This is a genomic window from Amycolatopsis iheyensis (assembly GCF_024703995.1).
GTDB classification, from domain to species: domain Bacteria; phylum Actinomycetota; class Actinomycetes; order Mycobacteriales; family Pseudonocardiaceae; genus Amycolatopsis; species Amycolatopsis iheyensis.
The window spans coordinates 230,662-256,869 of sequence record NZ_JAMXQV010000009.1; the positions used below are offsets into that span (position 1 = coordinate 230,662).

The 26,208-nt window shown below is 71.9% G+C and carries 28 protein-coding genes; 22 read left to right on the forward strand and 6 right to left on the reverse strand.

What is annotated here, in order from left to right; genetic code table 11:
* The first annotated feature begins 14 nt into the window (after window positions 1–14).
* Genes M8542_RS19885 through M8542_RS19925 form a run of 9 tightly spaced genes read left to right on the forward strand, consistent with a single transcriptional unit; the run spans window position 15 to window position 9,551 of the window.
* Complete coding sequence (locus M8542_RS19885; protein ID WP_257921702.1) at window positions 15–1,259, forward strand: ABC transporter substrate-binding protein; 1,245 nt, start codon at window positions 15–17, stop codon at window positions 1,257–1,259.
* Window positions 1,256–2,269, forward strand: coding sequence for a branched-chain amino acid ABC transporter permease (locus M8542_RS19890; RefSeq protein ID WP_257921703.1), 1,014 nt, complete (start codon window positions 1,256–1,258; stop codon window positions 2,267–2,269). Before M8542_RS19885 ends, M8542_RS19890 begins: the two co-directional genes overlap by 4 nt.
* Window positions 2,266–3,312: a branched-chain amino acid ABC transporter permease gene (locus M8542_RS19895; protein ID WP_257921704.1), complete on the forward strand. Its 1,047-nt coding sequence runs from the start codon at window positions 2,266–2,268 to the stop codon at window positions 3,310–3,312. Before M8542_RS19890 ends, M8542_RS19895 begins: the two co-directional genes overlap by 4 nt.
* A complete protein-coding gene (locus M8542_RS19900; protein ID WP_257921705.1) occupies window positions 3,309–4,043 on the forward strand; it encodes an ABC transporter ATP-binding protein in 735 nt (244 codons plus the stop codon). The genes M8542_RS19895 and M8542_RS19900 overlap by 4 nt, the downstream gene beginning before the upstream one ends.
* On the forward strand, window positions 4,030–4,731 hold the full coding sequence (locus tag M8542_RS19905) for an ABC transporter ATP-binding protein (protein ID WP_257921706.1): 702 nt from the start codon (window positions 4,030–4,032) through the stop codon (window positions 4,729–4,731). The genes M8542_RS19900 and M8542_RS19905 overlap by 14 nt, the downstream gene beginning before the upstream one ends.
* A 38-nt stretch (window positions 4,732–4,769) precedes the next feature.
* Window positions 4,770–6,062 (forward strand): MmgE/PrpD family protein, encoded by a 1,293-nt coding sequence (locus tag M8542_RS19910; RefSeq protein ID WP_257921707.1) that lies wholly within the window; start codon window positions 4,770–4,772, stop codon window positions 6,060–6,062.
* Window positions 6,062–6,697 carry an aspartate/glutamate racemase family protein gene (locus M8542_RS19915; protein ID WP_257921708.1) on the forward strand — a complete coding sequence of 212 codons (636 nt, stop codon included), beginning with the start codon at window positions 6,062–6,064 and terminating at the stop codon, window positions 6,695–6,697. The genes M8542_RS19910 and M8542_RS19915 overlap by 1 nt, the downstream gene beginning before the upstream one ends.
* Complete coding sequence (locus tag M8542_RS19920; RefSeq protein WP_257921709.1) at window positions 6,694–8,073, forward strand: FAD-dependent oxidoreductase; 1,380 nt, start codon at window positions 6,694–6,696, stop codon at window positions 8,071–8,073. The genes M8542_RS19915 and M8542_RS19920 overlap by 4 nt, the downstream gene beginning before the upstream one ends.
* An 8-nt stretch (window positions 8,074–8,081) precedes the next feature.
* Window positions 8,082–9,551, forward strand: coding sequence for a dihydroorotase (locus M8542_RS19925; RefSeq protein WP_257921710.1), 1,470 nt, complete (start codon window positions 8,082–8,084; stop codon window positions 9,549–9,551).
* Between the two features lie 19 nt (window positions 9,552–9,570).
* On the opposite strand, the gene M8542_RS19930 is transcribed toward M8542_RS19925, so the two are convergent.
* The 3 genes from M8542_RS19930 to M8542_RS19940 form a co-directional block, all read right to left on the reverse strand.
* Window positions 9,571–10,389 (reverse strand): IclR family transcriptional regulator, encoded by an 819-nt coding sequence (locus M8542_RS19930; protein ID WP_257921711.1) that lies wholly within the window; start codon window positions 10,387–10,389, stop codon window positions 9,571–9,573.
* Window positions 10,390–10,455: 66 nt separating this feature from the next.
* Complete coding sequence (locus M8542_RS19935) at window positions 10,456–11,457, reverse strand: SdiA-regulated/phytase-like domain-containing protein (protein WP_257921712.1); 1,002 nt, start codon at window positions 11,455–11,457, stop codon at window positions 10,456–10,458.
* A gap of 166 nt (window positions 11,458–11,623) precedes the next feature.
* On the reverse strand, window positions 11,624–12,040 hold the full coding sequence (locus tag M8542_RS19940; RefSeq protein ID WP_257921713.1) for a hypothetical protein: 417 nt from the start codon (window positions 12,038–12,040) through the stop codon (window positions 11,624–11,626).
* A gap of 212 nt (window positions 12,041–12,252) precedes the next feature.
* Between M8542_RS19940 and M8542_RS19945 the strand changes: the two genes are divergently transcribed.
* The 3 genes from M8542_RS19945 to M8542_RS19955 all read left to right on the forward strand — a co-directional run bounded on the left by M8542_RS19945 (window position 12,253) and on the right by M8542_RS19955 (window position 15,247).
* Window positions 12,253–13,542 (forward strand): LLM class flavin-dependent oxidoreductase, encoded by a 1,290-nt coding sequence (locus tag M8542_RS19945; RefSeq protein WP_257921714.1) that lies wholly within the window; start codon window positions 12,253–12,255, stop codon window positions 13,540–13,542.
* A 74-nt stretch (window positions 13,543–13,616) separates the two neighbouring features.
* Entirely contained in the window at window positions 13,617–14,534 is a 918-nt protein-coding gene (locus M8542_RS19950) for an ABC transporter substrate-binding protein (protein ID WP_257921715.1), read from the forward strand.
* Between the two features lie 467 nt (window positions 14,535–15,001).
* Window positions 15,002–15,247 carry a phenylacetaldoxime dehydratase family protein gene (locus M8542_RS19955; RefSeq protein WP_257921716.1) on the forward strand — a complete coding sequence of 82 codons (246 nt, stop codon included), beginning with the start codon at window positions 15,002–15,004 and terminating at the stop codon, window positions 15,245–15,247.
* Here M8542_RS19955 and M8542_RS19960 read toward each other — a convergent pair whose 3' ends face one another.
* Window positions 15,248–16,144, reverse strand: a complete 897-nt coding sequence (locus M8542_RS19960) for a LysR family transcriptional regulator (RefSeq protein WP_257921717.1) — start codon at window positions 16,142–16,144, stop codon at window positions 15,248–15,250.
* Window positions 16,145–16,245: 101 nt separating this feature from the next.
* Here M8542_RS19960 and M8542_RS19965 point away from each other — a divergent pair, with 101 nt between their 5' ends.
* The 5 genes from M8542_RS19965 (at window position 16,246) to M8542_RS19985 (ending at window position 19,869) form a co-directional block, all read left to right on the forward strand.
* Window positions 16,246–16,878, forward strand: a complete 633-nt coding sequence (locus tag M8542_RS19965) for a dihydrofolate reductase family protein (RefSeq protein ID WP_257921718.1) — start codon at window positions 16,246–16,248, stop codon at window positions 16,876–16,878.
* 285 nt (window positions 16,879–17,163) lie between these two features.
* Window positions 17,164–17,532, forward strand: coding sequence for a roadblock/LC7 domain-containing protein (locus M8542_RS19970; protein WP_257921719.1), 369 nt, complete (start codon window positions 17,164–17,166; stop codon window positions 17,530–17,532).
* Between the two features lie 31 nt (window positions 17,533–17,563).
* On the forward strand, window positions 17,564–17,929 hold the full coding sequence (locus M8542_RS19975; RefSeq protein WP_257921823.1) for a hypothetical protein: 366 nt from the start codon (window positions 17,564–17,566) through the stop codon (window positions 17,927–17,929).
* A gap of 20 nt (window positions 17,930–17,949) precedes the next feature.
* Window positions 17,950–18,618 carry an ABC transporter substrate-binding protein gene (locus tag M8542_RS19980; protein ID WP_257921720.1) on the forward strand — a complete coding sequence of 223 codons (669 nt, stop codon included), beginning with the start codon at window positions 17,950–17,952 and terminating at the stop codon, window positions 18,616–18,618.
* A 312-nt stretch (window positions 18,619–18,930) separates the two neighbouring features.
* Complete coding sequence (locus M8542_RS19985) at window positions 18,931–19,869, forward strand: anti-sigma factor RsbA family regulatory protein (RefSeq protein ID WP_257921721.1); 939 nt, start codon at window positions 18,931–18,933, stop codon at window positions 19,867–19,869.
* A 404-nt stretch (window positions 19,870–20,273) separates the two neighbouring features.
* Here M8542_RS19985 and M8542_RS50375 read toward each other — a convergent pair whose 3' ends face one another.
* Window positions 20,274–20,765 (reverse strand): helix-turn-helix domain-containing protein, encoded by a 492-nt coding sequence (locus M8542_RS50375; RefSeq protein ID WP_257921722.1) that lies wholly within the window; start codon window positions 20,763–20,765, stop codon window positions 20,274–20,276.
* A gap of 196 nt (window positions 20,766–20,961) precedes the next feature.
* Here M8542_RS50375 and M8542_RS19995 point away from each other — a divergent pair, with 196 nt between their 5' ends.
* Genes M8542_RS19995 through M8542_RS20005 form a run of 3 tightly spaced genes read left to right on the forward strand, consistent with a single transcriptional unit; the run spans window position 20,962 to window position 23,041 of the window.
* A complete protein-coding gene (locus M8542_RS19995; RefSeq protein WP_257921723.1) occupies window positions 20,962–21,981 on the forward strand; it encodes an NADH-quinone oxidoreductase subunit B family protein in 1,020 nt (339 codons plus the stop codon).
* Window positions 21,978–22,460 (forward strand): NifU-related iron-sulfur-binding protein, encoded by a 483-nt coding sequence (locus M8542_RS20000; protein WP_257921724.1) that lies wholly within the window; start codon window positions 21,978–21,980, stop codon window positions 22,458–22,460. Before M8542_RS19995 ends, M8542_RS20000 begins: the two co-directional genes overlap by 4 nt.
* Window positions 22,457–23,041 carry a DUF5947 family protein gene (locus M8542_RS20005; protein WP_257921725.1) on the forward strand — a complete coding sequence of 195 codons (585 nt, stop codon included), beginning with the start codon at window positions 22,457–22,459 and terminating at the stop codon, window positions 23,039–23,041. Before M8542_RS20000 ends, M8542_RS20005 begins: the two co-directional genes overlap by 4 nt.
* A 145-nt stretch (window positions 23,042–23,186) precedes the next feature.
* Here the strand turns inward: M8542_RS20005 and M8542_RS20010 are convergent, their stop codons facing one another.
* Window positions 23,187–23,897 carry a GntR family transcriptional regulator gene (locus M8542_RS20010; RefSeq protein WP_257921726.1) on the reverse strand — a complete coding sequence of 237 codons (711 nt, stop codon included), beginning with the start codon at window positions 23,895–23,897 and terminating at the stop codon, window positions 23,187–23,189.
* Between the two features lie 103 nt (window positions 23,898–24,000).
* Between M8542_RS20010 and M8542_RS20015 the strand changes: the two genes are divergently transcribed.
* Both M8542_RS20015 and M8542_RS20020 read left to right on the forward strand, forming a co-directional pair.
* Window positions 24,001–25,269, forward strand: coding sequence for an MFS transporter (locus M8542_RS20015; protein ID WP_257921727.1), 1,269 nt, complete (start codon window positions 24,001–24,003; stop codon window positions 25,267–25,269).
* Window positions 25,266–26,204, forward strand: a complete 939-nt coding sequence (locus M8542_RS20020) for an NAD(P)-dependent oxidoreductase (RefSeq protein ID WP_257921728.1) — start codon at window positions 25,266–25,268, stop codon at window positions 26,202–26,204. Before M8542_RS20015 ends, M8542_RS20020 begins: the two co-directional genes overlap by 4 nt.
* Window positions 26,205–26,208 lie beyond the last annotated feature (4 nt).

The window sequence follows — 26,208 nt, forward strand, 5'->3', positions numbered from 1 at the left end:
TGGGAAGAGGTGACATGTCCGCACGAATGCTCGTCGCGGGACTCGGGGCGGTGGCCCTGCTCGTGACCGGGTGCGGGGGATCGGCTCCGATGGGGGCCGGGGGCGCCGCCGCGGGGCGGGACGAGGGCCCGGTCAAGATCGGGGCACTGCACCCGGTCAGCGGCTCGAACGCGGTCGACGGCCTGCAGATGCGCCGCGGCGCGCAGCTGGCGGTCGACGCGATCAACGCCGCCGGCGGCATCTCCTCGCTCGGCGGCCGCAAGGTCGAGCTGGTCACGGGGGACACGCAGGGCAAGGCCGACATCGGGCAGAGCGAGGCCCAGCGGCTGATCTCGGCCGGCGCGGTCAGCCTGGTCGGCACGTACCAGAGCGCGGTGAGCACCAACGTCGCCGTGGTGGCCGAGCGCAACCGGGTCCCGTTCGTGATGGACGTGACCGCCTCCGACGCCATCTTTTCCCACGGCTACCAGTACTCCTTCCGCGTGCAGCCGGGCAGCAAGGCGATCGCGACGGCCGCCGCCCAGTACCTCAAGGCGGTGTCCGAGCAGGCCGGCAAGCCGGTCCGCAAGGTCGCGTTCCTGCACGAGCAGAGCGACTTCGGCAGCGGCGCGGCCGACGCCTTCACCGCGGTGGCCAAGGGGCTCGGCATCGAGGTCGGCCCGAACATCAGCTACGACGCCACCACCGTCAGCGACCTGACCGCTCAGGTCACGCAGGTCAAGGCGGCGGGCGCGGACGTGCTGGCGGTCGCCGGCTACTACCGCGACAGCCTGCTGGCGGCCAAGGCGATCGCCTCGGTCAAGCCGGACCTCAGCGCGGTCTGGGGTGTCTCGAACGGCGCGTACGACCAGCCGAAGTTCGTCACCGACGCGGCCGCGCTCGGCAACCTCTACTTCAGCACCAACTACCACTACGACGCGACCAACCCCGCGACCGTCGCGCTGCGCGCGAAGTACCAGCAGCTCTACGGCGACCCGATGCGCACCGGCGCGGTCCTGTCCTACGACGCGGTGCAGGTGATCGCGCACGGCGTCGAAAAGGCCGCGAGCACCGACCCGCGGAAGGTGCGCGACGCCATCGCCGGCGCCCAGGTCGCGCCGCTGACCGTCGGCCGCGGCGAGATCCAGTTCGCCCCCAACGGCGACAACCGCAACGCCTTCCCGGTGCTGATGCAGGTCCGGGACGGGCGGGTCCAGCAGGTGTATCCCCCCGAAAAAGCCGAATCCCGGCCCGACTACAGGGTGGCGTGGCGACCATGACCGAACTCGACACCGGGGCGCCCGTCGTCCCCGACACCGCCCCACCCGACCGGAAAGCCCGGGCGGACAAGGGGTTCCTGAGCCGCGCCGGCATCGTGGCCGCCGTCCTGGTCCTCGCGATCGTCGTCGCGCTGGTGCAGTCGGGCAGCGGCCTGGTGGTCTGGCAGTCGGTGGTCACCGGCATCCTGACCGGCGGCCTCTACGGCCTGATCGCGATGGGCCTGACGCTCATCTTCGGCGTGCTCGACATCGTCAACTTCGCCCACGGCGCGTTCCTCACGGTGGCGATGTTCCTGTCGTTCGGGATGATCCAGGCGACCGGGCTGCACCCGTACCTGACGCTCGTCGTCGCGGTGCCGGTGCTCTTCCTGCTCGGCGCGGCCGTCCACCGTGGACTGCTGTCCGGCGCCGGCGGCCGGTCGCTGGAGAACCAGCTGCTCATCACCCTGGGTTTGTCCTTGCTCTTGGAGAACGGGCTGCTGATGTTCTTCGGCGCCGAGCCCAAGACCATCGACCTGCCCGGTGACTTCCAGTTCCCGTTGCTGGGCGCGGTCGTCGCGGGGTCGCGGCTCTACGCGTTCCTCGGCGCGATCGTGCTCGGCGGCCTCCTGTTCTGGCTGCTGCGGCGCACCCGGCTGGGCACGGCGATCCGCGCGGTCGCGGCCAACGCGCCCGGCGCGTCACTGGTCGGCATCAACGTCCGCCGCATGCACACGCTGACCTTCGCCATCGGCACGGCGTGCGCCGGGGCCGCCGCGGTCCTCGCCGGCCCGCTCGTCACCGTGACCCCGACGCTGGGGGAGCAGTTCAACATCACGGCGTTCGTGGTCGTGGTGCTCGGCGGCATGGGCAACGTCGTCGGTGCGCTGGTCGGCGGCCTGCTGATCGGTCTGGTCGAGCAGCTCACCACGATCTACCTCGGTGGCCAGAGCTCCCTGCTCGGCGTGTTCGTGGTGTTCGTGCTGGTGCTGTTCCTCCGCCCGCAGGGCCTGTTCGGGAGGCGCGCATGAGCATCACGATCGAGGCGCCCGCGGGTGCCGCGGAAGCCGCCAAGGCGCCGCCGCTGCGGCCGCAGAACAAGCAGCTCGCCATTCTCGCGATCCTCGTGCTGATCGCGATCCCGCTGCCGCTGATCCTGCCCGCGGCCCAGGGTGCGGTCGCCGTCCGGATCCTGATCTTCCTGCTGATGGCCGTCGGCTGGAACATCATGAGCGGCTTCGGCGGGATGTTCAGCTTCGGCCACGCCGCGTACTTCGGCCTCGGGGCGTACACCAGTGCGTACCTGCTGGTGAAGCACAACGTGTCGCCGTGGATCGGGATGCTGGCCGGGATGGCGGTGGCCGCCGCGGTCGCCGTGGTCATCGGCTACTTCTCCTTCCGCTACAAGCTCCAGGGCGCCTACTTCGCGCTGGCGACGTTCGCGTTCGCGGAGATGCTGCGGCTGATCGTCACGAGCAGCACGTTCGCCAACAAGTCCATCGGCTTCAGCGTGCCGCTGATCCAGGACTCGTCGCTGTGGCTGATCCAGTTCCCGGCCGACTCGCCCGCGTACTTCTGGGTGGCGCTGGTCCTGGCCGGGGCGGCGGTCGCGATCAGCATCGTCTTCCTGCACTCCCGCGCCGGCCGGTACGTCACCGCGATCCGCGACGACGAGCTGGCGGCCGCGTCCCTGGGTGCTCCCGTGCTGCGGCACAAGCTGCTGACGGTCGCGCTGTCCGCGGCGATCACCGCCGTCGCGGGTGCGTTCTACACGCAGTACTACCTGTTCGTGAACCCCGACCTCGGGTTCGGCTCGGCCATCTCGATCCAGGCCATCGTGCCGGTGGTGATCGGCGGCATCGGCACGGTCTGGGGCCCGGTGGTCGGCGCCATCATCATCGGCTCGCTCACCGACGTCACGGCAACCCTCCTGCGCACCCCGCCGGAGTTCTTGAGCTTCCTGCAGGGGCGCAGTGGACTCGACGTCGTGCTCTACGCGGTGCTGGTGATCCTGATCGTGCGGTTGCTGCCCAAGGGAATCGTCGGAACGCTCGCCGCGAGGAGGCGTCGATGAGCATCGTCGAGGTGAGCGGCGTCGGCAAGGCGTTCCGCGGCGTGCACGCACTGTCCGATGTGGACCTCGACGTCGCCGAGGGGGAGATCCTCGGCGTCATCGGGCCCAACGGCGCGGGCAAGACCACCCTGTTCAACGTCATCTCCGGCGCGCTGAACCCGGACACCGGCCGGGTCCGCCTGGCGGGCGACGACGTCACCGGCCGCGCCCCCGACCGCATCGCGCGGGCCGGCATGGTCCGCACGTTCCAGCTGATGCGGCCCTTCGCGAGCATGACGGTCGCGCAGAACGTCAGCCTCGCCGCCCAGCACCACCGCCTGAGCGCGAAGAAGCTGCGGGAGCACTCGCTGGACGTCGTCGAGCGCGTCGGCCTCGGACCGTGGGCCCACCGCACCGCGACCGACCTGCCGACCGCCGGCCTCAAGCGCCTCGAGCTGGCCCGCGCGCTGGCGACCCGGCCCAAGGTGCTGCTGCTCGACGAGGTGCTGGCCGGGCTGGTCCCGGCCGAGCGCGAGCCGGTGCTCGACCTGCTCGCCGGCCTGCGCGAGCAGGAGGGCGTCACGCTGGTGTTCATCGAGCACATCATGGCCGCGGTGATGCGGCTGGCCGACCGCGTCCTCGTGCTCGACCAGGGCCGCGTGCTGGCCGTTGGCGCGCCTGCCGAGGTCACCAGCGACCCGCGGGTCATCGACGCCTACCTCGGTGAGGAGCCGACCCATGCTGACGCTTGAGAAGGTGTGCGCCGGGTACGGCCGGATGCGGATCCTGCACGACGTCGACCTGCACCTCGACGCCGGCGAGATCGTCGCGCTGGTCGGCGCGAACGGCGCGGGCAAGACCACGACGTTGCGCAGCATCTGTGGCCAGCTCAAGCCGCTGTCGGGCCGCGTCACCCTGGACGGTGCGCCGACCGCGGGCCGCCGTCCGGACCAGCTGGTGCGCGACGGCCTGGTGCACGTGCCCGAGGACCGGGCGCTGTTCGGCACGCTCACCGTCGAGGAAAACCTGCGGATGGGTGCCTGGACGCGCACACCCGCCCAGGCCGCGAAGTCGCTGGACGAGGTCTACGAGCTGTTCCCGGTGCTCGCCGAGCGCCGGGGCCAGATCGCCCAGACGTTCAGCGGCGGCCAGCAGCAGATGCTCGCCATCGGCCGCGCGCTGATGGCCGGGCCGCGGCTGCTGATGCTCGACGAGCCGTCGACCGGGCTTTCGCCGAAACTGACCTGGACGGTGCTGGAAGCGGTCCAGCGCATCCGGGACAGCGGGGTGGCCGTGCTGCTGGTCGAGCAGAACGCGAAGCAGGCGCTGGCCATCGCCGACCGGGCGTACGTGCTGGAGAGCGGCTCGACCGTGCTGCAGGGCACCGGTGCCGAGCTCGCCGGCGACCAGCGGGTCAGGAAGGCATACCTGGGACTGTGAAACGCGAACAAGCCGCTACCGCATCGCTGGGTGCGTGGGTGTCCGAACTGGACGTCCCGGACACGGTGGTGGACCGGCTCTCCCTCGTCCTGTTCGACGTCGTGGGCGTCACCGCTTTGGGTGCTTCGCTGCCGGAACAGCGTGCCCTGGTCGAGGCCTGGCGGGCACCCGCCGGTCCGGCGCCGCTGATCGGTGGCGGACGCTGTGTGACGACCGACGCGGCGGCCTGGCTCAACGGCGTCGCGCTCGTTTCGCTGGAGCTGGACGAGGGCCACAAGTACGCCAAGGGCCACCCCGCCGCGCACGGCTTCCCCGCGGTGCTGGCGCTGGCGGCCGAGCTGGACAGCACGGGTGCGGACACCGCGGCGGCGCTGCTGGCCGCCTACGAGGTGAGCGCGCGGTTCGGCCGCGCGACCACCCTGCGTCCGGGCGCGCACCCGCACGGCAGCTGGGGCGTCCCCGGCGCGGCGGCGGGCTGCGCGCGGCTGCTGGGCCTCCCGCCCGGGGCGACCGCCGCCGCCATCGACACCGCGGCCGGCCTGGTGATCGCGGGGCACTTCGACTCGGCGACCCAGGGCAACCCGGTGCGCAACGCGTGGCTGGGGGCGTCGGCGACGTCGGGACTGGCCGCCGCCCGGATGGCGGTGGCCGGGATGGCCCGCAACACCGGCACGGCCGCGCTCTCCCTCGGCACGCTGCTGGGTTCGCTGGACGCCGGGCAGCTGACCGCGGAGCTGGGTACGCGGTGGGACATCACACGCGGCTACTTCAAGCGGCACGCGTCCTGCTCCTTCACCCACCCGGCCGCCGACGCGGTCCTCGCCTTGCGGTCCCGGCCGGGGTTCCGTCCGGACGGCATCACGCACGTCCTGGTGGAGACCCACGCCCTCGGGGCGGGGCTGTCCGATGTGGACTGGTCGAACCGGCTCTCGGCGATGTTCTCGACGCCGTTCGTGGTGGCGACCGCCGCCCTGTCCGGGGAGATCGGCCCGGAGAGCCCGCTCGACGACACCGGTGTGCGGGCGCTGGCGAGCCGCGTGCGGCTGGTCGAGGCCCCGGACCTCACGACGCGCCTGCCGGGCGAGCGCGCGGCCCGCGTGACGATCGCGTTCGACGACGGCACCTCGCTGGTCCGCGAGGTACCGAACCCGGTCGGCGACGCCGATCATCACCCGCTGACCGAGCCGGACGTGGCCGGCCTGCTCGGGAAGTGGCTGCCCAAGCCATTCGTGGACCGTGCCGCGGCGCTGGCCCGCGACCTGCCGAGCCTGCCCCACGTCGGCGCGGCTTTGCGCGAGCTGGCCGAAATCGACACGAAGGAGCCGAACTGATGCGTGCCCTCGCGGTGACGCCCATCCACCTGCCGCCCGAGGAGATCCGGCGGCGGCAGGACCGCTACGACCGGCTCGCGCCGCCCGGCCTCGAGATCGAGCTGCGCGACGTCGGCCCCGCGGCACCGGCCACATTGGACACCGGTGAGTCCGTGCGCGCGTCCGAACGCGAGGTCGCCGCAGCCCTCGCCGCCGCCGGTGCCGGCTGGGACCTGGCCTTCCCGGACTGCGTGCTGGACCCGGCCGTCCCCGACGCCGTCGCGGAGCCGTCGTTGCCGGTGCACGGCCTGCTCAAGCTCTCGGCGACCCACCTCGCCGCGAAGGGTGTCCGGTTCGGCGCGGTCGTGCGCAACGAGGCGATCGCCGAGGAGTTCGCCAAGCGCATCGCCGCCTACCGGCTGACCGAGTACTTCGTCGGCGTCCGCGTGCTGGACCTGCCGTTCTCCGCGATCGCCGAGACCGAAACCTGGAACGCCGCGCTCGGCACCGCCGTCGGCGAACTCGCCGCGTCCGGCGCGACGGCGGTGCTCAACGGCTGTTCCGCCGTCGACGTCGAACCCGCCGACCTGCCCGCCCGGATCGTCGACCCGACCGAGCTGGCCATGCGGCTGCTGGCCGTGGAGGAGCAGCGGTGACCGACGGACCCGACCTCGTCGTCGCCGGAGCGGGCGGCGGGCTCGCCGGCGCCCTGCGCGCGGCCGAGCTGGGACTGAGCGTGCTGGTCGTCGAGGCGAGCGAGCACTTCCGGCGCGGCAACAACACCTCGATGTCGACGGCGATGTTCCCCGGGGCCGGCTCCCGCTGGCAGCGCGACGAGGGTGTCGACGACTCACCCGAGAAGTTCGTCGCCGACATCATGGCCAAGACGCACGGGCAGGCCGACCCGCGCCTCGCGCGCACCCTGGCCGAGGTCAGCGCGCCGCTCGTCGAATGGCTCGCGGACTCCGCCGGGCTGCCGTTGTCACTGGTCACGGACTTCAACTACCCCGGCCACTCCGTGCTCCGGTGCCACACGATCCCGGGCCGGCACGGCTCCGGCGTCGTCGACCACCTCGCCCGGCGCGTGACCGAGCACGAGAACGTCGAGCTGCTCGCGCCCGCGCGCCTGGTCGATGTGCTGTCCGATGTGGACGGTGTGCGCGCGGCCGTGGTCCGCTACCCCGACGGCACCGAGGAGGAGATCCCGACCCGGGCGGTCCTGCTGGCCACCAACGGTTTCGGCGCCGACGCCGACCTGGTCGCGAAGCACCTGCCGGAGATCGCGGGCGCGCTCTACCAGGGCAGCGACCAGTCGCTCGGCGACGCGCTGCGCATCGGCGAGAAGCTCGGCGCCGCCACCGGGTTCCTCGACGCCTATCAGGGCCACGGCGCGGTGTCCGCGAGCGCCGGCACGCTCGTCGGCTGGGCGACCGTCATCCACGGCGGCTTCCTGGTCGACCTCGAAGGCCGCCGCTTCGGCGACGAAACCCGCGGCTATTCCGAGTACGCCGCGGAACTGGCCGCACGGCGCGGTTCGACCGGCTGGATCGTCCTCGACGAGACGATCTTCGAGCAGTGCCAGCCGTTCCAGGACTTCCGGGACGTCGTCTCCGCCGGCGCGCTGGTCTGGGCCGACGACGCCGCCGGGCTGGCGAAGGCAACCGGCTTGCCCTCGGACGTCCTCGAAGCGGAACTCGCCGGCACCCAAGCGATCGCGCGCGGCTCACAAGCCGACGAACACGGCCGCACCCACTGGGAACGCCCCCTGTCCGGCCGGCTCGCCGCGGTGCGCGTGGTGCCCGCGCTGTTCCACACCCAGGGCGGCCTGCTGGTCGACGAGCACGCGGCCGTCGTCGACACCGACGACCGCCCGATCCCCGGGCTCTACGCCGCCGGAGGCGCCGCGGCGAGCATCTCCGGGCACGGCGCCGCCGGCTACCTGCCCGGCAACGGGCTCCTGCCCGCCTTCGGGCTGGCCTACCTGGCCGCCGGCGACGTCGCCCGGCGCCTGAACTCGAACACCGCAAGCTGAGGAGAGACATGGCAACGACGGAACTGCTCGTGAAGAACGTCCGGGTCGTCCGGCCCGACGACGCCGACGGGTCCGAGCCCGAACTGCTGGACATCGTCGTGAACGACGGCACGATCACCCGCGTGGCGCCGAACCTGCCCACGGACGACGTCGCCCAGGTCGTCGACGGCCGCGGGCTGCTGGCCTTCCCCGGCGTCGTCGACGCGCACCAGCACTGGGGCATCTACAACGAGCTGGCCACCGACACCCGCACCGAGAGCCGCGCGAGCGCCCAGGGCGGCGTCACGACGTCGCTGACGTACATGCGCACCGGCCAGTACTACCTCAACAAGGGCGGCAGCTACCGCGACTTCTTCCCCGAGGTGCTGAGCGCGGCCGACGGCAACGCCTACGTCGACTACGCCTTCCACCTCGCGCCGATGAGTTCGCAGCACATCTCCGAGATCCCCTACCTGGTCGAGGAATTCGGCGTCACGTCGTTCAAGATCTTCATGTTCTACGGCAGCCACGGCCTGCACGGGCGCTCCACCAGCCAGAGCGACTTCCTGATGATCCCGCCGGACGAGCGCTACGACATCGCGCACTTCGAGTTCGTCATGCGCGGGGTCCAGCAGGCGCGCGAGGTGCTGACCGAGTACGCGCCGCACCTGTCGCTTTCGCTGCACTGCGAGACGGCGGAAATCATGACGGCGTACACGAAACTGGTCGAGCAGGACGGCTCGCTGTCGGGCCTGCGGGCCTACAGCGCGTCGCGGCCGCCGCACTCCGAAGGCCTGGCCGTCACCATCGCGTCGTACCTGGCGCACGAGACCGGGCTGCCGAACATCAACCTGCTGCACCTGTCGTCGGAGAAGGCGTTGTCGGCCGCGTTGACGATGGGGAAGGCGTTCCCGCACATCGACTTCCGGCGCGAGGTGACGATCGGGCACCTGCTCGCCGACGTCGACACCGCGTCCGGCATCGGCGGCAAGGTCAACCCGCCGCTGCGTGAGCGCGACGACGTCGAGGCGCTGTGGCGGCACGTGCTCGCCGGCGACGTCGACTGGGTGGTCAGCGACCACGCGTGCTGCCGCGACGAGCTGAAGTTCGGTCCGGATCGCGACGACGTCTTCCTGGCGAAGTCCGGCTTCGGCGGCGCCGAGTACCTGCTGCCCGGGCTGGTCGGCGAGGGCACCAAGCGTGGCCTGTCGTTGCAGCGGATCGCGCAGCTGACGTCGCGGAACCCGGCCCGCCGCTACGGGTTGCTCAAGAAGGGCACGATCGCCGAGGGCTTCGACGCCGACTTCGCGCTGGTCGACCCGGACGTGCGGTGGACCGTGCGGGCGGCGGAGTCGGAGTCGACGCAGGAATACACGCCGTTCGAGGGCTTCGACATGACGGCGAAGGTGACCGACACGTTCGTGCGCGGCAACCACGTGTTCGCCGACGGCAAGATCAGCGGTGACCCGGTCGGCCGTTACCTCGAGCGCGGGAAGTGAGGGCCGGGCGGCCGGTGCCTCACCGGCCGCCCGACTCCTGCAGCCAGGCCCAGCTTTGCCGGATCTCGGCCGCGGCTTCGCGCACGAGATCGCGGTAGCGGGCGACGGCGTCGGGCGTGAAGCGGTACTGCGGGCCGCAGACGCTGATGGAGCCGTGGACGTCACCGTCCGGCCCGAACAGGGGAGCGGCGACCGAGCCCGCGCCGGGCTGGCGTTCTCCGAGCGAGACGGCGACGCCGTCGCGGGCCACCTCGGCGAGCACGTCCCGCAGCCGTTCGGCGGTGGTGATCGTGTGTTCGGTCAGCGCCGGGAGCTCCTTGTGCAGCAACGCTTCGCGGTGATCCTCGGGCAGGGACGCGAGGATCACCTTGCCGGACGAGCCGGCGTGCAGCGGGAACCGCCGGCCGAGCTCCACGGTCATCTTGATCTCACGCGGGCTCTCGAACTGGTCGAGGTACACGCGTTCGTCGCCGACCAGGCCGGAGAGCGTGGTGGTCTCGCCGGTTTCGTCCCGCAGCCGCCGCAGCACGGGGACGGCCGCGACCCGGGCGTCGTACCGGCGCAGGGCGCTCGCCCCGAGCGCGACGGCCGCCGGGCCGAGCCGGTAGCCGGCCACGCCGGGGTCGGTGGCCAGCATCTCGCGCGAGACGAGCGACTGCAGGATCCGGTACACGACGGCCTTGGACAGGTCGAGCTCACGGCTGATCGTGCTGACGCCCAGGTAGCGGGGGCCGCCGGTGAAGAGCAGCAGCACGTCGGCCACCCGGGCGGCGGCTTCGGTGCCCGCGTTGTCCGACGCCGTGGCGGGCTTGCGCCCGGCGGTACTGTTGACGGCCAAGCTCGTGGTCCTCGCATTGTTTCGCTGACGGGAACGCTCGGACCGGAATCATAGCACTTTGCCGCGCTATCGCCGTGAACTCGTTCCGGCCAGCGATACGCAGGGCAGCGTGCCGGCGCGCAGGGCGTGGTCGCCGTCGTTGCCGTCATCGGCCCAGACGACCGCCTTGCGGCCCGCCGAGCAGGTCGACGCCGGGGCGATCGCGAAGCCCTCGTTGTTGTAGTTCGGCATCTTCGCGGGGCGGGCGTAGGTCGCCGAGACGGTGAACTTCCCGTCGGTGATCTTCAGCGTCGCCGTCTTGCCGGAGCAGGTGTCGTCGCAGACTGCCCAGAGGCTGCCGGTGTCCGGCTCGAACTCGAGCTCCATGACCTTCGGGAAGCCGGAGGAGAAGGTGGCCACCTTGGTGAAGCCGCCGCCGTTCTGGTCGAGCGCGTAGGCGTAGACCTTGCCGGTGTCTTCGAGGCCGACGAAGTAGAGGCCGCTGCCGTGGCGGGCGTAGGCGGCCGGGTCGTAGGCCGCTTTCGCGTGGTCGTCCCGGAAGCCGTGGGCGACCAGGAAGCTGTCCGGGATCCAGGTGATGCCCTCGAAGCCGCCGTTGTCGCCGACCTCGGGCAGGTCGCCGGTGAGGTCCCACTCCGCGGCGGCGTTCAGGGACCTGCCCGAGGCGCCCGCGTCGAACCGCAGCACCTTCAGCAGGCTGCCGTCGCCGTCGTTGTCGCGTTCGGTCGCGGCGACCACGCCGTCGGGGGTGGCGACGACGCCCTCGGCGTCCGGATCGCCGCTGCCGTCCTGGTAGTGCAGCTTCCGGCCGGCGTCCGGAGTCCAGCGGCCGCCCTGGGGAGCCAGCCGGTACAGGGTGCCGGGGCCGTTCTTGACCGCCCACAGCACATCGGCGCTCCCGAAGGACAGTCCACTCAGGTTTTCGCCGAACACGCCGGCGGTGTCGGCGACCGTGACGGCCGGGTCGCCGGGCCACTTCGCGGTGGCCGCCTGCGCGGTGGTGGGGGAGAGGGTGAGAACGAGGACCGCGGCGGCCGCGGGCGCGGCGAAGCGACGGGGGATGCGCACGTTGTGCTCCTGAGGGCCGGTGGGCTGGGGCGGAACAACGCGGCGTTGCCAAGAACTTCCCTGACGAACCGGACCGTACCCCACTTGATCGACAAGGGGCAACCGTCGCGGTGGGTGAAGATCCGGTCGCGGGTTGATTCTGTTAGGAAACTTTCTTAACTTCAAGTCAGCGTTTGGTCTCGCACCACACCCGCGGTGCCGCCTCGGTCCCGGACGCGACGCAGTCGACGCCCTGACCCGCCGCCGGAGCGGGATAGCTGAACACGACCGGCGGGTCGTCGTCGCTGCCGACGGAGAACTCGAGGACGCCCGTGCCGTGGCGGGACTTCGAGTAGTACGTGGTGTGGGGGCCGATGGCGGTGGTGATGCCGTCGCCGTCCTCGGCCGGCTCGTGGACGTTCAGGACGTAGTCCCCGGCGGTGTACTTGCCCTGGTTTTCGTGCCCGGCCTCGGCCGGCGTGACGCTGACGACCTCGGGCGCGACCGGATCGGCGGCGGCGGCGAGCACGGTCGCCCCGATGGCGACCACGGCCACCCCGGCGGCGACCGCGGCCACCGCGAGGCGCTTGGCGGTGAACTCCATGATCCCTCCTCCGGCTCGTGCTCAAGCTAAGGGACCGCGCGACGTGGCCACCTCGGCCGAAGGGGCAGGTCAGGGCTTCCCGCCTCGTCCTTTCGGCCGATCTTCGGCCGGCCGGTCGAGCCGGTCCGGGAATACCCGCGCGGTGATCCGGTTGCACCGGTCATGGCGAACCCGGCGGCAGCGGGGTCACCCACCAGCGAAGGAGCCGACCTGTGAATCCGAGGCCGTTGCACTTCAACGCCTTCATCTGGCCGAACGGCTACCACGAGTCCGCCTGGCGGGTCGTCGGCGACGACGTGCGCGGGGTGCTCGGGCTGCCGTACTACGCGGACATCGCGCGGACCGCCGAGCGCGGGCTGATGGACTCGATCTTCCTGGCCGACAACATCGCCATCGCCGAATACCGCGTCACGCACCTGCCGCAGACGATGTTCGACCCGATTTCGGTGCTTTCGGCGCTGGCCGCGGTCACCGAGAAGATCGGCCTGATCGGCACCGGCTCGACGACCTACAACAAGCCGTGGGAGCTGGCCCGCCGGTTCGCCACGCTGGACCACCTCAGCGGCGGCCGGGCCGGCTGGAACATCGTCACCACCATCACCCCGTTGGCCGCGGCGAACTTCGGCGAGAACGCCCACCCCGACCACGCCGACCGGTACGAGCGCGCCCACGAGTTCGTCGACGTCGTCACGCGGGCGTGGGACAGCTGGGACGACGACGCGATCGTCGGCGACCGCGAACGGGGCGTCTGGGCCGACCGCGCCAAGCTGCACGCGCCGCGCTTCCACGGCAAGTTCTACGAGGTCGAAGGCGTGCTGCCGTTCCCGCGGTCACCGCAGGGGCGGCCGGTGCTCGTCCAGGCGGGACAGTCGGCCGCCGGGATCGGGCTCGCCGCCCGCTACGCCGAGCTGGTGTTCTCCGGGCCGCCGTCGCTGGAAGCGGCGGTGAAGTTCCGCGCCGAGCTCGACGCCCAGGTCGTCGCGGCCGGGCGGGACCCGGAGAGCGTGCGCGTCCTGCCCGCGCTGATGGTGACGCTCGGGGGCACCGAGGCCGAGGCGAAGGCCCGCGCCGAGCGGCTCGAGGAGCTGGCCAGCCCGGAGTTCCGCTGGCAGAACGCGCTCTACACCGCCGGGCTGGACCCCGACGCGTTCGACCCGGACGCCCCGCTGCCGGCCGAACTACGGGCCGAGGGCGGGTCTTCGCGCTTGCAGCAGCTCGCCGCGGCGGCACGTGCGCGTCCCGAGGCCCCGCTGCGCGAGATCGCCGGGGCGATCACCGGCGGCGCGGGACAGGTCCACTTCGTGGGCACCCCCGAGCAGCTGGCCGATCATGTGCTCACCTGGCAGGACGCCGGCGCCGTCGACGGGTTCACCATCATGGGCTCGACGCTGCCCTACGAGCTGACCGCGTTCGTCGACCACGTCGTGCCGATCCTGCAGGCCAAGGGCCGGTACCGGACCGAGTACACCGGCTCGACGCTGCGTGAGCACCTCGTTCCGTGATCCCAGCATGTGGTTTCTGTCGGTGCTGCTGGTTAGGGTCCTGATCGTCCGATCTTGACTGAGGAGTGTGGGACGTGGGCTGGACCCGGAACATCCGAGTGGCCGCGCTGGTGGCGGTGGCCGCGCTGGGCCTGACGGCGTGCGGCGGCGGGGACGACAAGCCCGCCGCGGCGGGCAAGGGTGGGGCGCCGATCGTCGTCGCGTCCTTCAACTTCACCGACAGCCAGATCCTGGCCGAGATCTACGCGCAGGCGCTGGAAGCCAAGGGCTACCCGGTCACGCGCAAGCTGAACCTGGGGTCGCGGGAGCTGATCTACCCGTCGCTGAAGTCCGGTGAGCTGCAGTTCATCCCGGAGTACCAGGGCTCGGCGATCGCCGCCGGGTTCGGCGCGGAACCGGTGAAGGACGGCAAGGGCGAGCACGAGCAGCTGGCGAAGCTGCTCGAGCCCAGCGGCGTCTCGCTGCTGGACTACGCGGCGGCCGAAAACAAGAACACCTACATCGTGAAGGCCGACCTGGCGAAGTCGAAGGGCCTGGCGACCATCGGCGACCTGAAGAAGCTCGACAAGGTCGTCCTGGCCGGCGGCCCGGAGTGCGAGAAGCGGTTGACGTGCTTCAAGGGCTTCACGGACGTCTACAAGCTGACGAACGCCACGTTCCAGACCGTCCAGGAGCTCGGGCCGCGGGCGCAGCAGCTCGACGCCGGCGCCGTCACGGTCATCCCGGTCGACTCGGTGAGCCCGCTGGCCGGCGACCCGAAGTACGTCGCGCTGAAGGACGATCTCGCCATGGTGCCGACCGAGAACGTGGTGCCGGCGGTGACCAAGAAGGTCCTCGACGAGCGTGGCGCGGACTTCACGGCGGCGGTCAACGCGGTGAGCGCGAAGCTCACCACGGAGGGGATGCGCGACCTCAACAAGCGCGTCGACTCCGAGGGCGAGAAGGCCGCGGACGTGGCGAAGGACTGGCTGTCGGCGCAGGGCCTGGGCTGAGCACGGTCAGCCGGGGATCTCGAGCCGGGCACATCGTGGGTGCCCGGCTCGAACCCGGCGAGTCTCCCCGCAGCTGGCGACCGAACGCACCGAGCCGGCGCGACGGCGGCCGGGGTGGCGATGGCCTGCTTCGGCGTGCAGCACCGTTCGGCGGCCGAGCCGGCCGTCGTCCGGTCCGCGCTCGCCGAACTCCTTACGGCCTGCTGACCATCGCCTACTGGGACGACCCGGAGCTGGCTGGGCGAAGGGCGTGCGGTCGACGAAGCCGGGTTCTTCGTGGAGGTGGTGCGCCCGTCGACGACCCGGTTCGAGACGCTCTTCTCGAACGACCGCGTCGAGGGCGTCGCGGCGCTGGCCGAAGAGCTCAGGCGGCGGAACACGCGTACTGGGGCGGCGCCCGCGACCGGCTTCCGCTGGCCCAGCGGGATCCGCTCGAGCCGGGCGCCGGGCCGGCCGCCACCGCCGAAGTGGAACCGGTCCTGCGCGCGGGCATGGACTTCCTGTGTGACGACGGCCGTTCGGTGGGCTGCTCCGCCAACCGCTACCTCCGCGTGCTCGGCGAAGACGGCCAGGCGGTCGACAAGAGTTTCGGCATGAGCTGGTGGCGCGGCCTCGCGGACCTCGACCGCTGGGTCACGGTCGCGACGGCCGATGAGCAGTACTTCGAGTACCTGGGTTGCCATCCGGGCACGGGGTTGCTGCGCGCGGTGTAGTCAGGCGCGGGGCCGGGGTGGTCCGCTGCCGATGGTGGCGGCGGCTTCGGTGAGGGCCGCCAGGAGCGCCGTCGTCGCCGGTGGGTCGGGTGGTTCGCCATACGTCGCCGCGTAGATGTGCCGGTGGGAGTCCGGCAGTTCGCTCGCCTCGATGCCGTCGATGCGGTGGGCGCGCAATGCCAGCCCGGGGGTCGTCGCCACGCCCAGGCCGGCCACCACCAGCGCCTGCATCACCACCATGTCGTCGGAGGTGTAGCCGATCCGCGGCTCGAACCCCGCGTCGGCGCACAGGGACAGCAGATGACCGCGGCAGCGTTCGCAGCCGGCGATCCACATCGCGTCGCGCAAACCCGGCAGAGACTGTGACGGCTTCGTCGACAGCAAGTACAGCGGGTCGTCGAGCAGGTGGTGGAGGCGGATGTCCGGCGGCTCCGGCTCGGTTTCGGCGTAGCGGAAGATGATCGCGACGTCGATCTTGCCGGTGCGCAGCAGTTCCAGCGCCTCGGGCGGCTGCGTGTCGGTCAGGCCGATCTCCAGCCCGGGGTAGGTGCCGGTCAGCGCCGTCACCGCGCGCGGGATCAGCGAGCCGATCACGGACGAGAAACCGGCCACGCGCACCCGCCCGGCACTCAGCCCGACGTGGGCGGACAGTTCGGCGTCGGCGGCGTCGATCCGGCCGAGGATCTCCGCCGCGCGGGACGCCAGCAGCTGCCCGGCGGGGGTGAGCCGGATCCCGCGCCCGGCCCGCTGCAGCAGCTGCGCGCCGGTCTCGGCTTCGAGGCGGGCGAGGTGGTGGCTGACCGTCGGCTGCGTGTAGTGCAGCTCCTTCGCCGCCGCGGTGACCGAACCGAGCCGGGAGAGCGCGTCGATGACGCGGAGGCGGGTGACGTCCAGCAACCCATCGATCCCCTCTATGGGACGGCAAGAGCATTGACATTAGACGGACACGCCCGGCCACGGCACGCTTTGAGGACGATCACGACAACCGAGGAGCGACCATGGCACTCGTCCGCGTCCAGAACTTCGCCGTCTCCCTCGACGGCTTCGGCACCGGTGAGGGGCAGAGCGCCGACGCCCACTTCGGGCACGCCGGGGACCGGCTGCACGAATGGATGTTCACCACCCGCTGGTGGCAGCCCGGCGGCAGCGGCGGCGTCGACGACGCCTTCGTCCGGCAGCACGACGTCGGCATCGGCGCCGAGATCATGGGCGCCGGGAAGTTCGGGCACCCCGGCTGGCACGAGGACCCGGACTGGCGGGGCGCGTGGGGCCCCAACCCGCCGTTCCACACGCCGGTCTTCGTCCTCACCCACCACCGGCGCGAGCCGATCGAGATGGCCGGGGGCACCACCTTCCACTTCCTCGACGCCTCGCCCGCCGAAGCGGTCGACGTCGCCCGCGAAGCCGCCGGGGGCAAGGACATCCGGGTCGGCGGTGGCGCCACCACGATCCGCGAGTTCCTCAGCGCCGGCCTCGTCGACCACCTGCACGTGGTCGTCGTGCCGATCCTGCTCGGCCGCGGCGTGCGCCTCTGGGACGGGCTGGAGGGCGTCGAGCGCGACTTCCAGGTCGAGTCGACGTCGTCGCCGAGCGGCGTCACGCACGTGACCTTCACCCGCACGACCGCCTGAACGGCCGTTTCCGGCGAATCCGCGGCAAATGCTTGATCAAAGAGCCGCGGGTCGAGTGGTGATTTTCTTTCGGTTACACAAACCATTCTGTTTCACCCGATCGTGTAAATGCGCCGCGTGACCATCTGACACGGATAGTCGTGCAGTGATGATGGCGGTAGGGTCGCCGGCGGCAGGCAACCCGAATGGCTGATCATTTCTTCCGCCACCGGCTTGCTCATGAATTCGTCCGGGATGACTGCGTCCGTCCTGCCTGGTCGGTCATTCCGAAAGAAAGCAAGGAAATTGGACTTCGACGCACTGGCCGCCGAACTGCGGAACCTGCGGGAGAGCGTCTCCGGGGTGACGGGCACGGTGCTCGCCGCGGTCGACGGGATCCCGATCATCGCCGACTCGGTCGACCACATCGACCCCGCGAAGATCTCCGCGCTGGCCGCCGCCGACCTCGGGATCGCCCGCCAGGCAGCCGAAATGACCGGCAAGGGCACGCTGAGCCAGACCGTGGTGTTCAGCAGTGAGGGCTACATGGCCGTGCACGCCGTCGGCCGGCTGGCGCTCATGGTGGTGCTGGGGGACAAGGGGCTGAACGTCGGGCGCCTGATCTTCGAGTCCCGGCCCGTCATCGAGCGGATCGGCGCGATCCTGGCCGCCTAGCAGCAGTTCAACGGAAGGAAGCAGAATGATGATGAACATCGACACCGCGCTCAAAGAAGCCATGTCCATCACCGGCGCCGTCGGCGTCGCGCTCGTCGACTACGAAAGCGGGATGTCGCTCGGCACGAGCGGCGGCGGCGACTGGCTCGACCTGGAAGTGGCCGCGGCCGGCAACACCGAGGTCGTGCGGTCGAAGCTGCGGGTGATGTCGTCGCTCGCGCTCAACGACAGCATCGAGGACATCCTGATCACATTGCACCGCCAGTACCACCTGATCCGGTTGATGAACTCGGCGCGCAACTCGCTGTTCCTCTACCTGGTGCTCGACCGCGAGCGGGCGAACCTGGCGCTGGCCCGGCACTACCTCAAACGCATCGAAGCCGATCTGCAGGTGTAACCGGGGAGGAGGAGACGGCGATGGCCGGAGGCGGCTCCCGCGCCGCACTCGTCATCGGCTCGGCGTTGACGCACGACCTCGGTTCGCTGTTCCCGGTGGCGTTGAACCTGGCCGGCGAGGAGCTGGCGTTCACCTTCGTGTCGTCCTGCCCTTCGCCCGACGCCGTCGAAGACTGGGTCCGGCTGCGGTCGGGAGCCGTCGTGGCCGACCGGGTGCTGCACTTCGCCGTCGAGGCGGGTGGCCGGCGGATCCGCGTCGAGCTCGCCGGGACACCGGTGCGGGCCCTGGTCGTGCTCGCGGACGAAGTCACGGCGGCGTCGGTGAACGCGCCGCGCCTCGGCCGCTGGCAGGACCAGATGCCCTGCACGCTGCAGGTCGCGCTGGACGAGCTCGCCCGGCTGCTGTCGCGCTGCCACCACCGGGCCGGCGGGCCCGAGCCGCTGATCGACCTCGAGCTCGCCTACCGCCCGGACCGCGACTACGAGCTGCGCCTGGCCGGGGCGCACGAGCGGGTGCGGCCGTTCATCGCCCCGGTCCGCCCGGTGCTGGGCATGCGCTGGCGCTCGGTGACCTCGGCGCAGCGCAAGGCGTTCCTCGACGAGTTCCCGGCCGGCGCCCCGGCCCGCGGCTGGCTGCGGCGGCGGCGCACGGTCCGGATCATGGGGCTGGCGATGGAAATCTCGGCTTGAGCGTCCGCATTGTTTCGGTGTACCGGACGGGGGCGAAAAATTGTTTCGAACACCTGGGTCAAACCGCTTTCCCGGGAGCCGGGGACACTACTGTCCGGCTGGACACATCTGGTCGAAAACCCCAGGAGAGCCGGTCATTGCCCGATCTTGACCGGACTTCTCGGAGGCAGGAAGGACAAATGCGCCGATCGGGTGTAATCAATTCATCGGGCAATAGCTGAACCGCCTTGTGGCGAGTACGCTCCCAGCGATCCGCGGGACCCCCGCGGGCCGATCGACGGGCGGCGGACGCACTCAGGAGGCTCGGTGCCCATGACCATCCCGGCAGAGCCCCGCTTCCGGCACCAGGGTTGTGTCTACGGCAGTGACGCCGAGTTCCTCGCCATGGCCGTCCCGTTCGCGCGGGACGGCCTGCGGCGGAACGAACCCGTGCTCGTCGCCACGACCGCGGCCAACCTCGAGCTGCTGCACGCCGTGATGGGCGCCGACGTCGACCGCATCGCTTTCGCCGAGCCGGGATACTTCGGCCGGCGTCCGACGCGGCTGGCCGGTGCGCTGCACCGCTACTGGACGCGGCACCGGGCCACCGCGCCGACCGGCGCCGTCCGCGTCCTCGGCGAGCCCGCGCGCACCGGCGGCGGGTCCGAGGAGGGCGCCTGGCGGCGCATCGAGGCCGGCTTCAACGTGTCGTTGGCGAGCACGACGATCTGGCTGATCTGCCCGTACGACACGAGGACGGTCGACGCCGCGGTGGTCGCCGACGCCTGCCGCACCCATCCGGAATGCGTGGTGAGCGGCGAAGTGCGGCCGTCCGCGCTGTTCACGTCGCCGGCGTCGGAGGGGGCGCCGGGCGCGGCCGCGCCGCCGGGCGCCGCCGCCGAGCTGTTCCGCTTCGAGGGCGACCTGGTCGCCGTCCGGCGGCACGTGCTGGACCGGGCGAGCCCGCTCCTGCGATCGGAGCACGCGGCGACGATGTTCGGCATCGCCGTCGGTGAGGCGATCGCCTACTTGGTCGGGCACGGGATCGACCGGGCGGCCGTGTGGGTGCGGCCGGCGGCCGGCCGGGTCGTGTGCACGCTGCACAGCGACCGGCCGGTCGCCGGCCCCGCCTTCTACGGCCTCCGCCACGCCACCCGGACCGGCGCCAGCCTGTGGCTGACCGACGAGATCTGCGAATGGCTCGACATCAGCTCCGACGCCGCGGGCTGCACCATCGAACTGGCGATGCCCGCGGAGTCCGCGGCGGGCTGACCGGCCGCGATCCACCTTCGAGTGGCGGAAGTGCACCCTTGAGCTTGGCCGCGCTCGGCGGTCAGGTGGCCGGGCTTCGATCGGCTGCGGCGCAATCGCCCGTCCCCGAGCGGCGCGGCCGGGCTTCGAACCGGTTTCGGCGCGCTCGCGTGTCCCGAGCGGCGCGGCCGGCTCGGCGGGGCCTGGCGGTCAGGCGGCCGGCCCTCGGATCGGCTTCGGCGCGCTCGCCCGTCCCCGAGCGGCGCGGCCGGCTCGGCAGCTCTGAGCGGTCAGGTGGCCTCCGCGCCGGCGCCCCATACGCCCCAATGTGGCGTTGGGTGCGTCCAACGCACCGAACGCCACATTGGGTGCGTTGAGCGCACCCAACGCCACATTGGGGCGCTCGGCAACGCCCCGAACCGGCCTCAGCGCAACCGCACGTCCCCAAGCTCGTCCTCGATCCGGCGCAGGTCACGCAGCCGCGGTTCGGTCCGGCCGCCGAGCCAGCGGGTGACCGTCTTCGCCGATACGCCCAGCCGGTCCGCCGCGACCTCCTTCGTGATGCCCCGCTCCCGCAACGCCGTGGCCAGCCACTCGGCGAAACTGGCCGCCCCCACCGGCTCCGGGCCCGGGGCCGCGCGGGCCGGGAGCACGTCGAACTCGACGCGCCGGGGGTACTTCCGGCACGAGACCTCGAGCACGCCGGCCGGGCCGGCCGCGGCCAGCAGGGCCCGGAGGATCGAGTTGCCCACTTCGCGCTCTTCCGCCTCGGCGAGCGGGGTGCCCGAGAGTGACCGCCGGACGAATTCGCGGATTCCCGGAACGGCCGACGGGCGGGCCGGAAAGATCCGCGTGACGATTTCGACCGGCACCACCTCGATCGACTCGCCGCTGCTCCGGCCGGCTGATTCCGCCACGGTCGATACTCCTTCCGGTGGGTGTTCAGTGTAGTCGCGGTGGCCGATTCCGATCGTGTCCGATTCGCGGACAAGGGCGGTCTTGCCGCTGCCGGTGGACAGGTCTACGGTGGGCGTCTTCCGGGCCGGCCGTGCGGTGGGATCGCCTGCCCGCCAGGCGGAACCGGCGGCCGGCGGCCGTGGGAAGGTGCCATCGATGGTGAGGGCCACGCACGCGAGCAACGGCCCGGCGGACGACTCCGGGAATCAGCGGAAGACCGTCCACATTCTGTGGATGAATGGCGGGCTGAGCTGTGACGGCGAATCGGTGGCGCTGACCGCCGCCACCCAGCCGAGTATCGAAGAGATCATTCTCGGTGGCCTGCCCGGACTGCCCGAGATCGTCATGCACTGGCCGTTCCTCGATTTCCACAGTGGTCCCGACGGCGGCCCCGACAGCTTCATCGCGTGGTGGCACCGCGCGCACCGCGGTGAGCTCGACCCGTTCATCCTCGTCGTCGAGGGGTCGATCGCCGACGAGACGAACAAGGCCGAGGGCTACTGGTCCGGGTTCGGCACCGACCCCGCCACCGGCCAGCCGGTGACGGCCGCCGAGTGGCTCGACCGGCTCGCGCCGCGGGCGCTGGCGGTGCTGGCCGTCGGCACCTGCGCGAGCTACGGCGGAGTGCACGCCATGGCCGGGAACCCGACCGGCGCGATGGGCGTGCCCGAATACCTCGGGCGGGACTGGCGGTCGCGGGCCGGCCTGCCGATCGTGTGCGTGCCGGGCTGCCCCGCCCAGCCGGACAACATCTCCGAGACCATCCTGCACCTGCTGTTCCAGGTGTCCGGGCGGGCGCCGCGGATCGACGTCGACGAAGCACTGCGGCCGAAGTGGCTGTTCGGCAGCACCGTGCACGAGGGGTGCGACCGCGCCGGGTACTACGAGCAGGACGAGTTCGCCGACGGGCACGGCAGCCCGCAGTGCCTGGTGAAACTGGGCTGCTGGGGCCAGGTGGTCAAGTGCAACGTGCCCAAACGGGGCTGGATCAACGGTGTCGGCGGCTGCCCGAACGTCGGCGGCATCTGCATCGGCTGCACCATGCCGGGCTTCCCCGACAAGTTCATGCCGTTCATGGAGGACCCGGCGGCCGTCGGGGTGCCCGCCGCGGCGACCCGCGTGTCCGGCACCGCGATCCGCATCCTGCGGGAGATCCGGGCGGCGGGGGAGCGGTGACGCCCGGCCCGCCGGAGCAGGCCCGGCTCGAGACACTTCTGTCCACGCTGCTGGCCGGCGAGCGCCGGCCGGTCGCCGAGGAGCTCGTCCGCGAGCTGACCGGCCTGTACGCCGAAGGCCTGACCCGGATCGTCGCCCTGCTGCGGGAGAACGCGCCGGGGCTGGTCGAGGCGGTCGCCGCGGACGACGTCGTCGCGGACCTGCTGGTGCTGCACGACTTGCACCCCCTCGACACCGACGCCCGGATCCGCCGGGCCCTGGGCGGCTCGGCCGAGTACCTGGGCACCGAGGCCGGGGTCGCGCGCGTGCGGCTCGGCGCGAGCGGCGGGTGCTCGGCCGCGTCCGAGCGGGCGGTCGAAGCCGTCGTCCGGGCCGCCGCGCCGGAGGTCGCCGGGGTCGAAGTCGGCACCGAAGTCCGGCTGTACCGGATCGGCATGGGGCCACCGGGGGACGCCACGCCGGAAGGGAGAGCGTCATGAGTGTCCACACCGGACTCGAGCGGGCCGGCGCGGTGCGGGACCGGCGCTCCGCCCGGCCGCGGCGATGTGAACTGTGCGGGACACCGGTGGCCGCGCGGCACGGGCACGTGGCCGACACCGGCCGTCGTGGCCTGTTGTGCTCGTGCCGGGCCTGCTTCCTGCTGTGCACCCGGTGGGCGACCGGGGAAGCGCGGTACCGCGCGGTGCCCGAGCGCTACCTTCGGGTTCCGGGGCACCCGGCCGAAGGGCTCGACTGGCCGGGCTTGGGCATCCCGGCGGGCTTCGCGTTCTTCGTGCGCCGGGGGACCCGCGTCACGGCGTTCCAGCCGGGCCCGGCGGGTCCGGCGGAGGCCGTCCTGCCGCCGGGCGAGCTGGACCCCTGGCTGGCGGCGGCCGAGCCCGACGTCGAGGCGATCGTGGTCCGCGGCACCGAGTGCTACCTCGTCCCGGTCGACGCCTGCTACCGCCTGGCGGGCACGGTCCGCAGGTACTGGACGGGCCACGACGGCGGCCGGGAGATGCGCGAACAAGTCGGCGCGCTGTTCGAGGAGATCGCGCGGCGGGCGCGGCCGCCGGTCTAGCGCGCGGTCACCGGGTGGCGAGGAACCGCGGACAGGACCGCCTCACCATCGAGGGCGCCGATCACGATCTGGACGGGAACCCCGGTTCAGGTAGAGCCGGGGCGGCCCGGGTGCTCCCGTGGCAGGTCCGCGAGCCGGACGGCGGTCACCGGGCGGCCGCGACCGGGGTGCCCGCGAGCAGGTCGCCGAGCCCGCCGCGGGCGTCTTCGAGCACCAATGCCTCCGCCCGCGCCGAATCGCCCGCCCGCAACGCGTGCACGAGCGCGCGGTGGGACGCGTAGCGGTCCAGGCCGAACTTCTCGTCGACGCCGACGCGTTCGAGCACCCGCGAGCGCCGTTCCGGCGAGGAGAACACCCGGGTCTGGTCGAGCAAGCGCACGAGCACCGGGTTGCCCGCGCAGGACTCGACCACGCCGTTGAAGCGCTGCACCGCGTCGAAGAGCCGGCCGGCGTGCTTCGTGACGTCCTGCCCGGACTCGTGCCGCTGCTTGATGAGGATCAGCAGGTCGTCTGCCTCGTCGAGGATCGCGTCGAGCCGGTCCAGCTGCTCGGGCGTGGCGTGGCGGGCGGCGAAGCGGGCCACCATCCCGCGCAGGCCGACCTCGACCTCGGCCAGGTCCTGGACGGCGACGCCGCCGAACATCGCCACCTTGACCGTGCGCGGGCCACCGCGTTCGAGCAGGCCGTCCTGTTCGAGGCGGCGGATGGCCTCGCGCACCGGGGTCGGGCTGACCGACAGCTGCTCTGCGAACCCGCGCTCGGTGACCTTCTGGCCCGGGCGCAGCTCGCCGGTCGTGATCGCGTCGCGGATCGCGCGGTACACGCGGTCGGCGAGCGTGTCGGTCTGCAACGTCATGCACCCACCCTACTGGCGATGGCAAAACCAATTTGCAACTCTTGACCATCTTGCTATAGCAAAAGTACGGTGACGCTCACCACCAGCACGGAAGGGGCCGACGATGACGTTGACCACCCCGCGCGTCCGGTCCGGGCGCATCACGTTCTTCGTGGCCCTGGCCGTGTTCGCCCAGGAGTCGACGTGGAACCTCTACGACTCGCAGGTCCCGCCGCTGCTGCGCGCGCACCTCGGCAGCGCCGCGCTCATCGGCGCGCTCATGGGGATGGACAACCTGCTCGGCATCTTCATCCAGCCGTGGATGGGCAACCGCTCGGACGGCACCCGCACGCCCTGGGGCCGGCGCATCCCGTACCTCGTCGTCGGGATGCCGGTGGCGGCGACGCTGTTCGTCCTCATCCCGCACGCCGCGGTGTCGCTGCCGCTGCTGATCCTGGTGATGTTCGGTTACGCGCTCGTGGCGAACGCCTTCAAGCCGATCGCCGAGTCGCTGCTGCCGGACTTCATCGACCCGCGGCGGCGGAGCCGGGCGAACGCGGCGGTGAAGATCGCCTCGAGTATCACCGTGATCGTCGCGGCGCTGATCAGCATCTTCCTGATCGACGACTTCCCGAAGCTGTCCTTCGTCATCCCGGCGCTGCTGATGCTCGTGTCCGTGGCCGTGCTCGCCGTGAAGGCCCGCGACAACCGGTCCCCGGCCTACCAGGCCGCCCTCGAAGAAGACCGGCGGGGAGCCGGTGGCGGGTCGCCCCGGGTGCGGATGCGCGACGTCCTGCTCGACATCGTGCGCGACGCCGACCGCAGCCGGTTGCTGGTCATCGCGGCCGTGTTCGCCTTCGGCGGCGCGTGGTTCGCTTCGCGGTCCCTCGTCACCAACTACGGCATGGAAACCCTGGGGCTGTCCCGCGGCGACGCGGGCGGGCTGACGCTGCCCAGCGGGCTGGCCTTCATCGCGGCCGCCTACCCGGTCGCGCTGCTCGCCGAACGCTTCGGCCGGCTGCGGGTGATCCTGGCCGGCATGGCGGTGTTCGCGCTGGGCATGGTGCTCGGCACCCTGGTGCGGACGCCCGCCGGCACGATCGCCGCGATGTGCGTCGCCGCGGCGGGCGCGGCGGCGTTCATGGTCAACATGGCGGTCGTCCTGTGGAACCTCGCCCCCTCCGCCCGCGTGCTCGGGACCTACACCGGCCTGTACACCGTCGGCTGGTCGTGTGGCGGCTTCGCGGGCCCGGCGCTGGTCGGCGGCATGGTCGACGTGACGGGCTGGCCGTTCCTGCTGCTCGACATCGCGGTCGTCACGCTGGTCGCGGTGCTGCTGGTGGCCCGCGTCGCCGTCGTGCGGCGGCGCCGGACCGACGGGGCCGCGCTGTGAGCCGCGTCCTGATCACCACGGACTACCTGCGTCCCGGCGACGAAGTCGACAAGTACCTTCGCGGTGCCGGGCTGGAAACCGTGCACTCGCCCAGGTCCGGCCGGCGCGATCCCGGACAGCTCGCCGCGGCGCTCGACGGGATCGAGGCGGCGCTGGTGGGCAACGAACCGCTGACCGCCGAAGTGCTGGCCCGCGCGCCGAAGCTGCGCGTGATCGTGCGGACGGGCGTCGGCCACGACTCCATCGACGTCGAAGCCGCGGCCCGGCACGGGATCAGCGTCAGCACACTGCCCGGCGTCAACGCGAACGCCGTGGCCGAGTACACCCTCGGGCTGCTGCTCGCCGGCGCGCGGCGGCTCCTGCCGTCCGCTTCCGGGGTGGCGCAAGGAAAGTGGCCGCGCGAAGCCGGGCGCGAGCTGCGCGGGTCGACGCTCGGGCTGATCGGGTACGGGGCGTCGGCGCGGGCCGTCGTCCCGCTGGCCCGCGCGTTCGGGATGACCGTCGTCTGCGCCTCCGGCCTGCGCGGGCCGGACGTCCGGTTCGTCAGCCTGCCCGAGCTGCTGTCCACTTCGGACTACGTCTCGGTGCACACGGCGCTGACCGGCCGGACCCGGGGCCTGCTGGACGCGGCGGCGTTCCGGCGGATGAAGCCGACCGCGGTGCTGGTCAACACCGCCCGCGGCGCCATCGTCGACGAGGACGCCCTGGTTTCGGCGGTGCTGTCCGGCGAAATCGCGGGCGCGCTGCTCGACGTGGTGCGCGAGGAGCCGCTGCCCGCCGGCAGCCCGCTGCGCGGGGTGCCCGGCATCGTCGTCTTTTCGCACCTGGCCGGGCAAACCGCCGAAGCACGCCGAGCCGCGGGCCTGCGCGGCGCCGAAGAGCTGGTCGCGGCCCTCGCCGGCCGGGCCCGGCACCTGGTGAACGGAGAAAAGTGAGGAC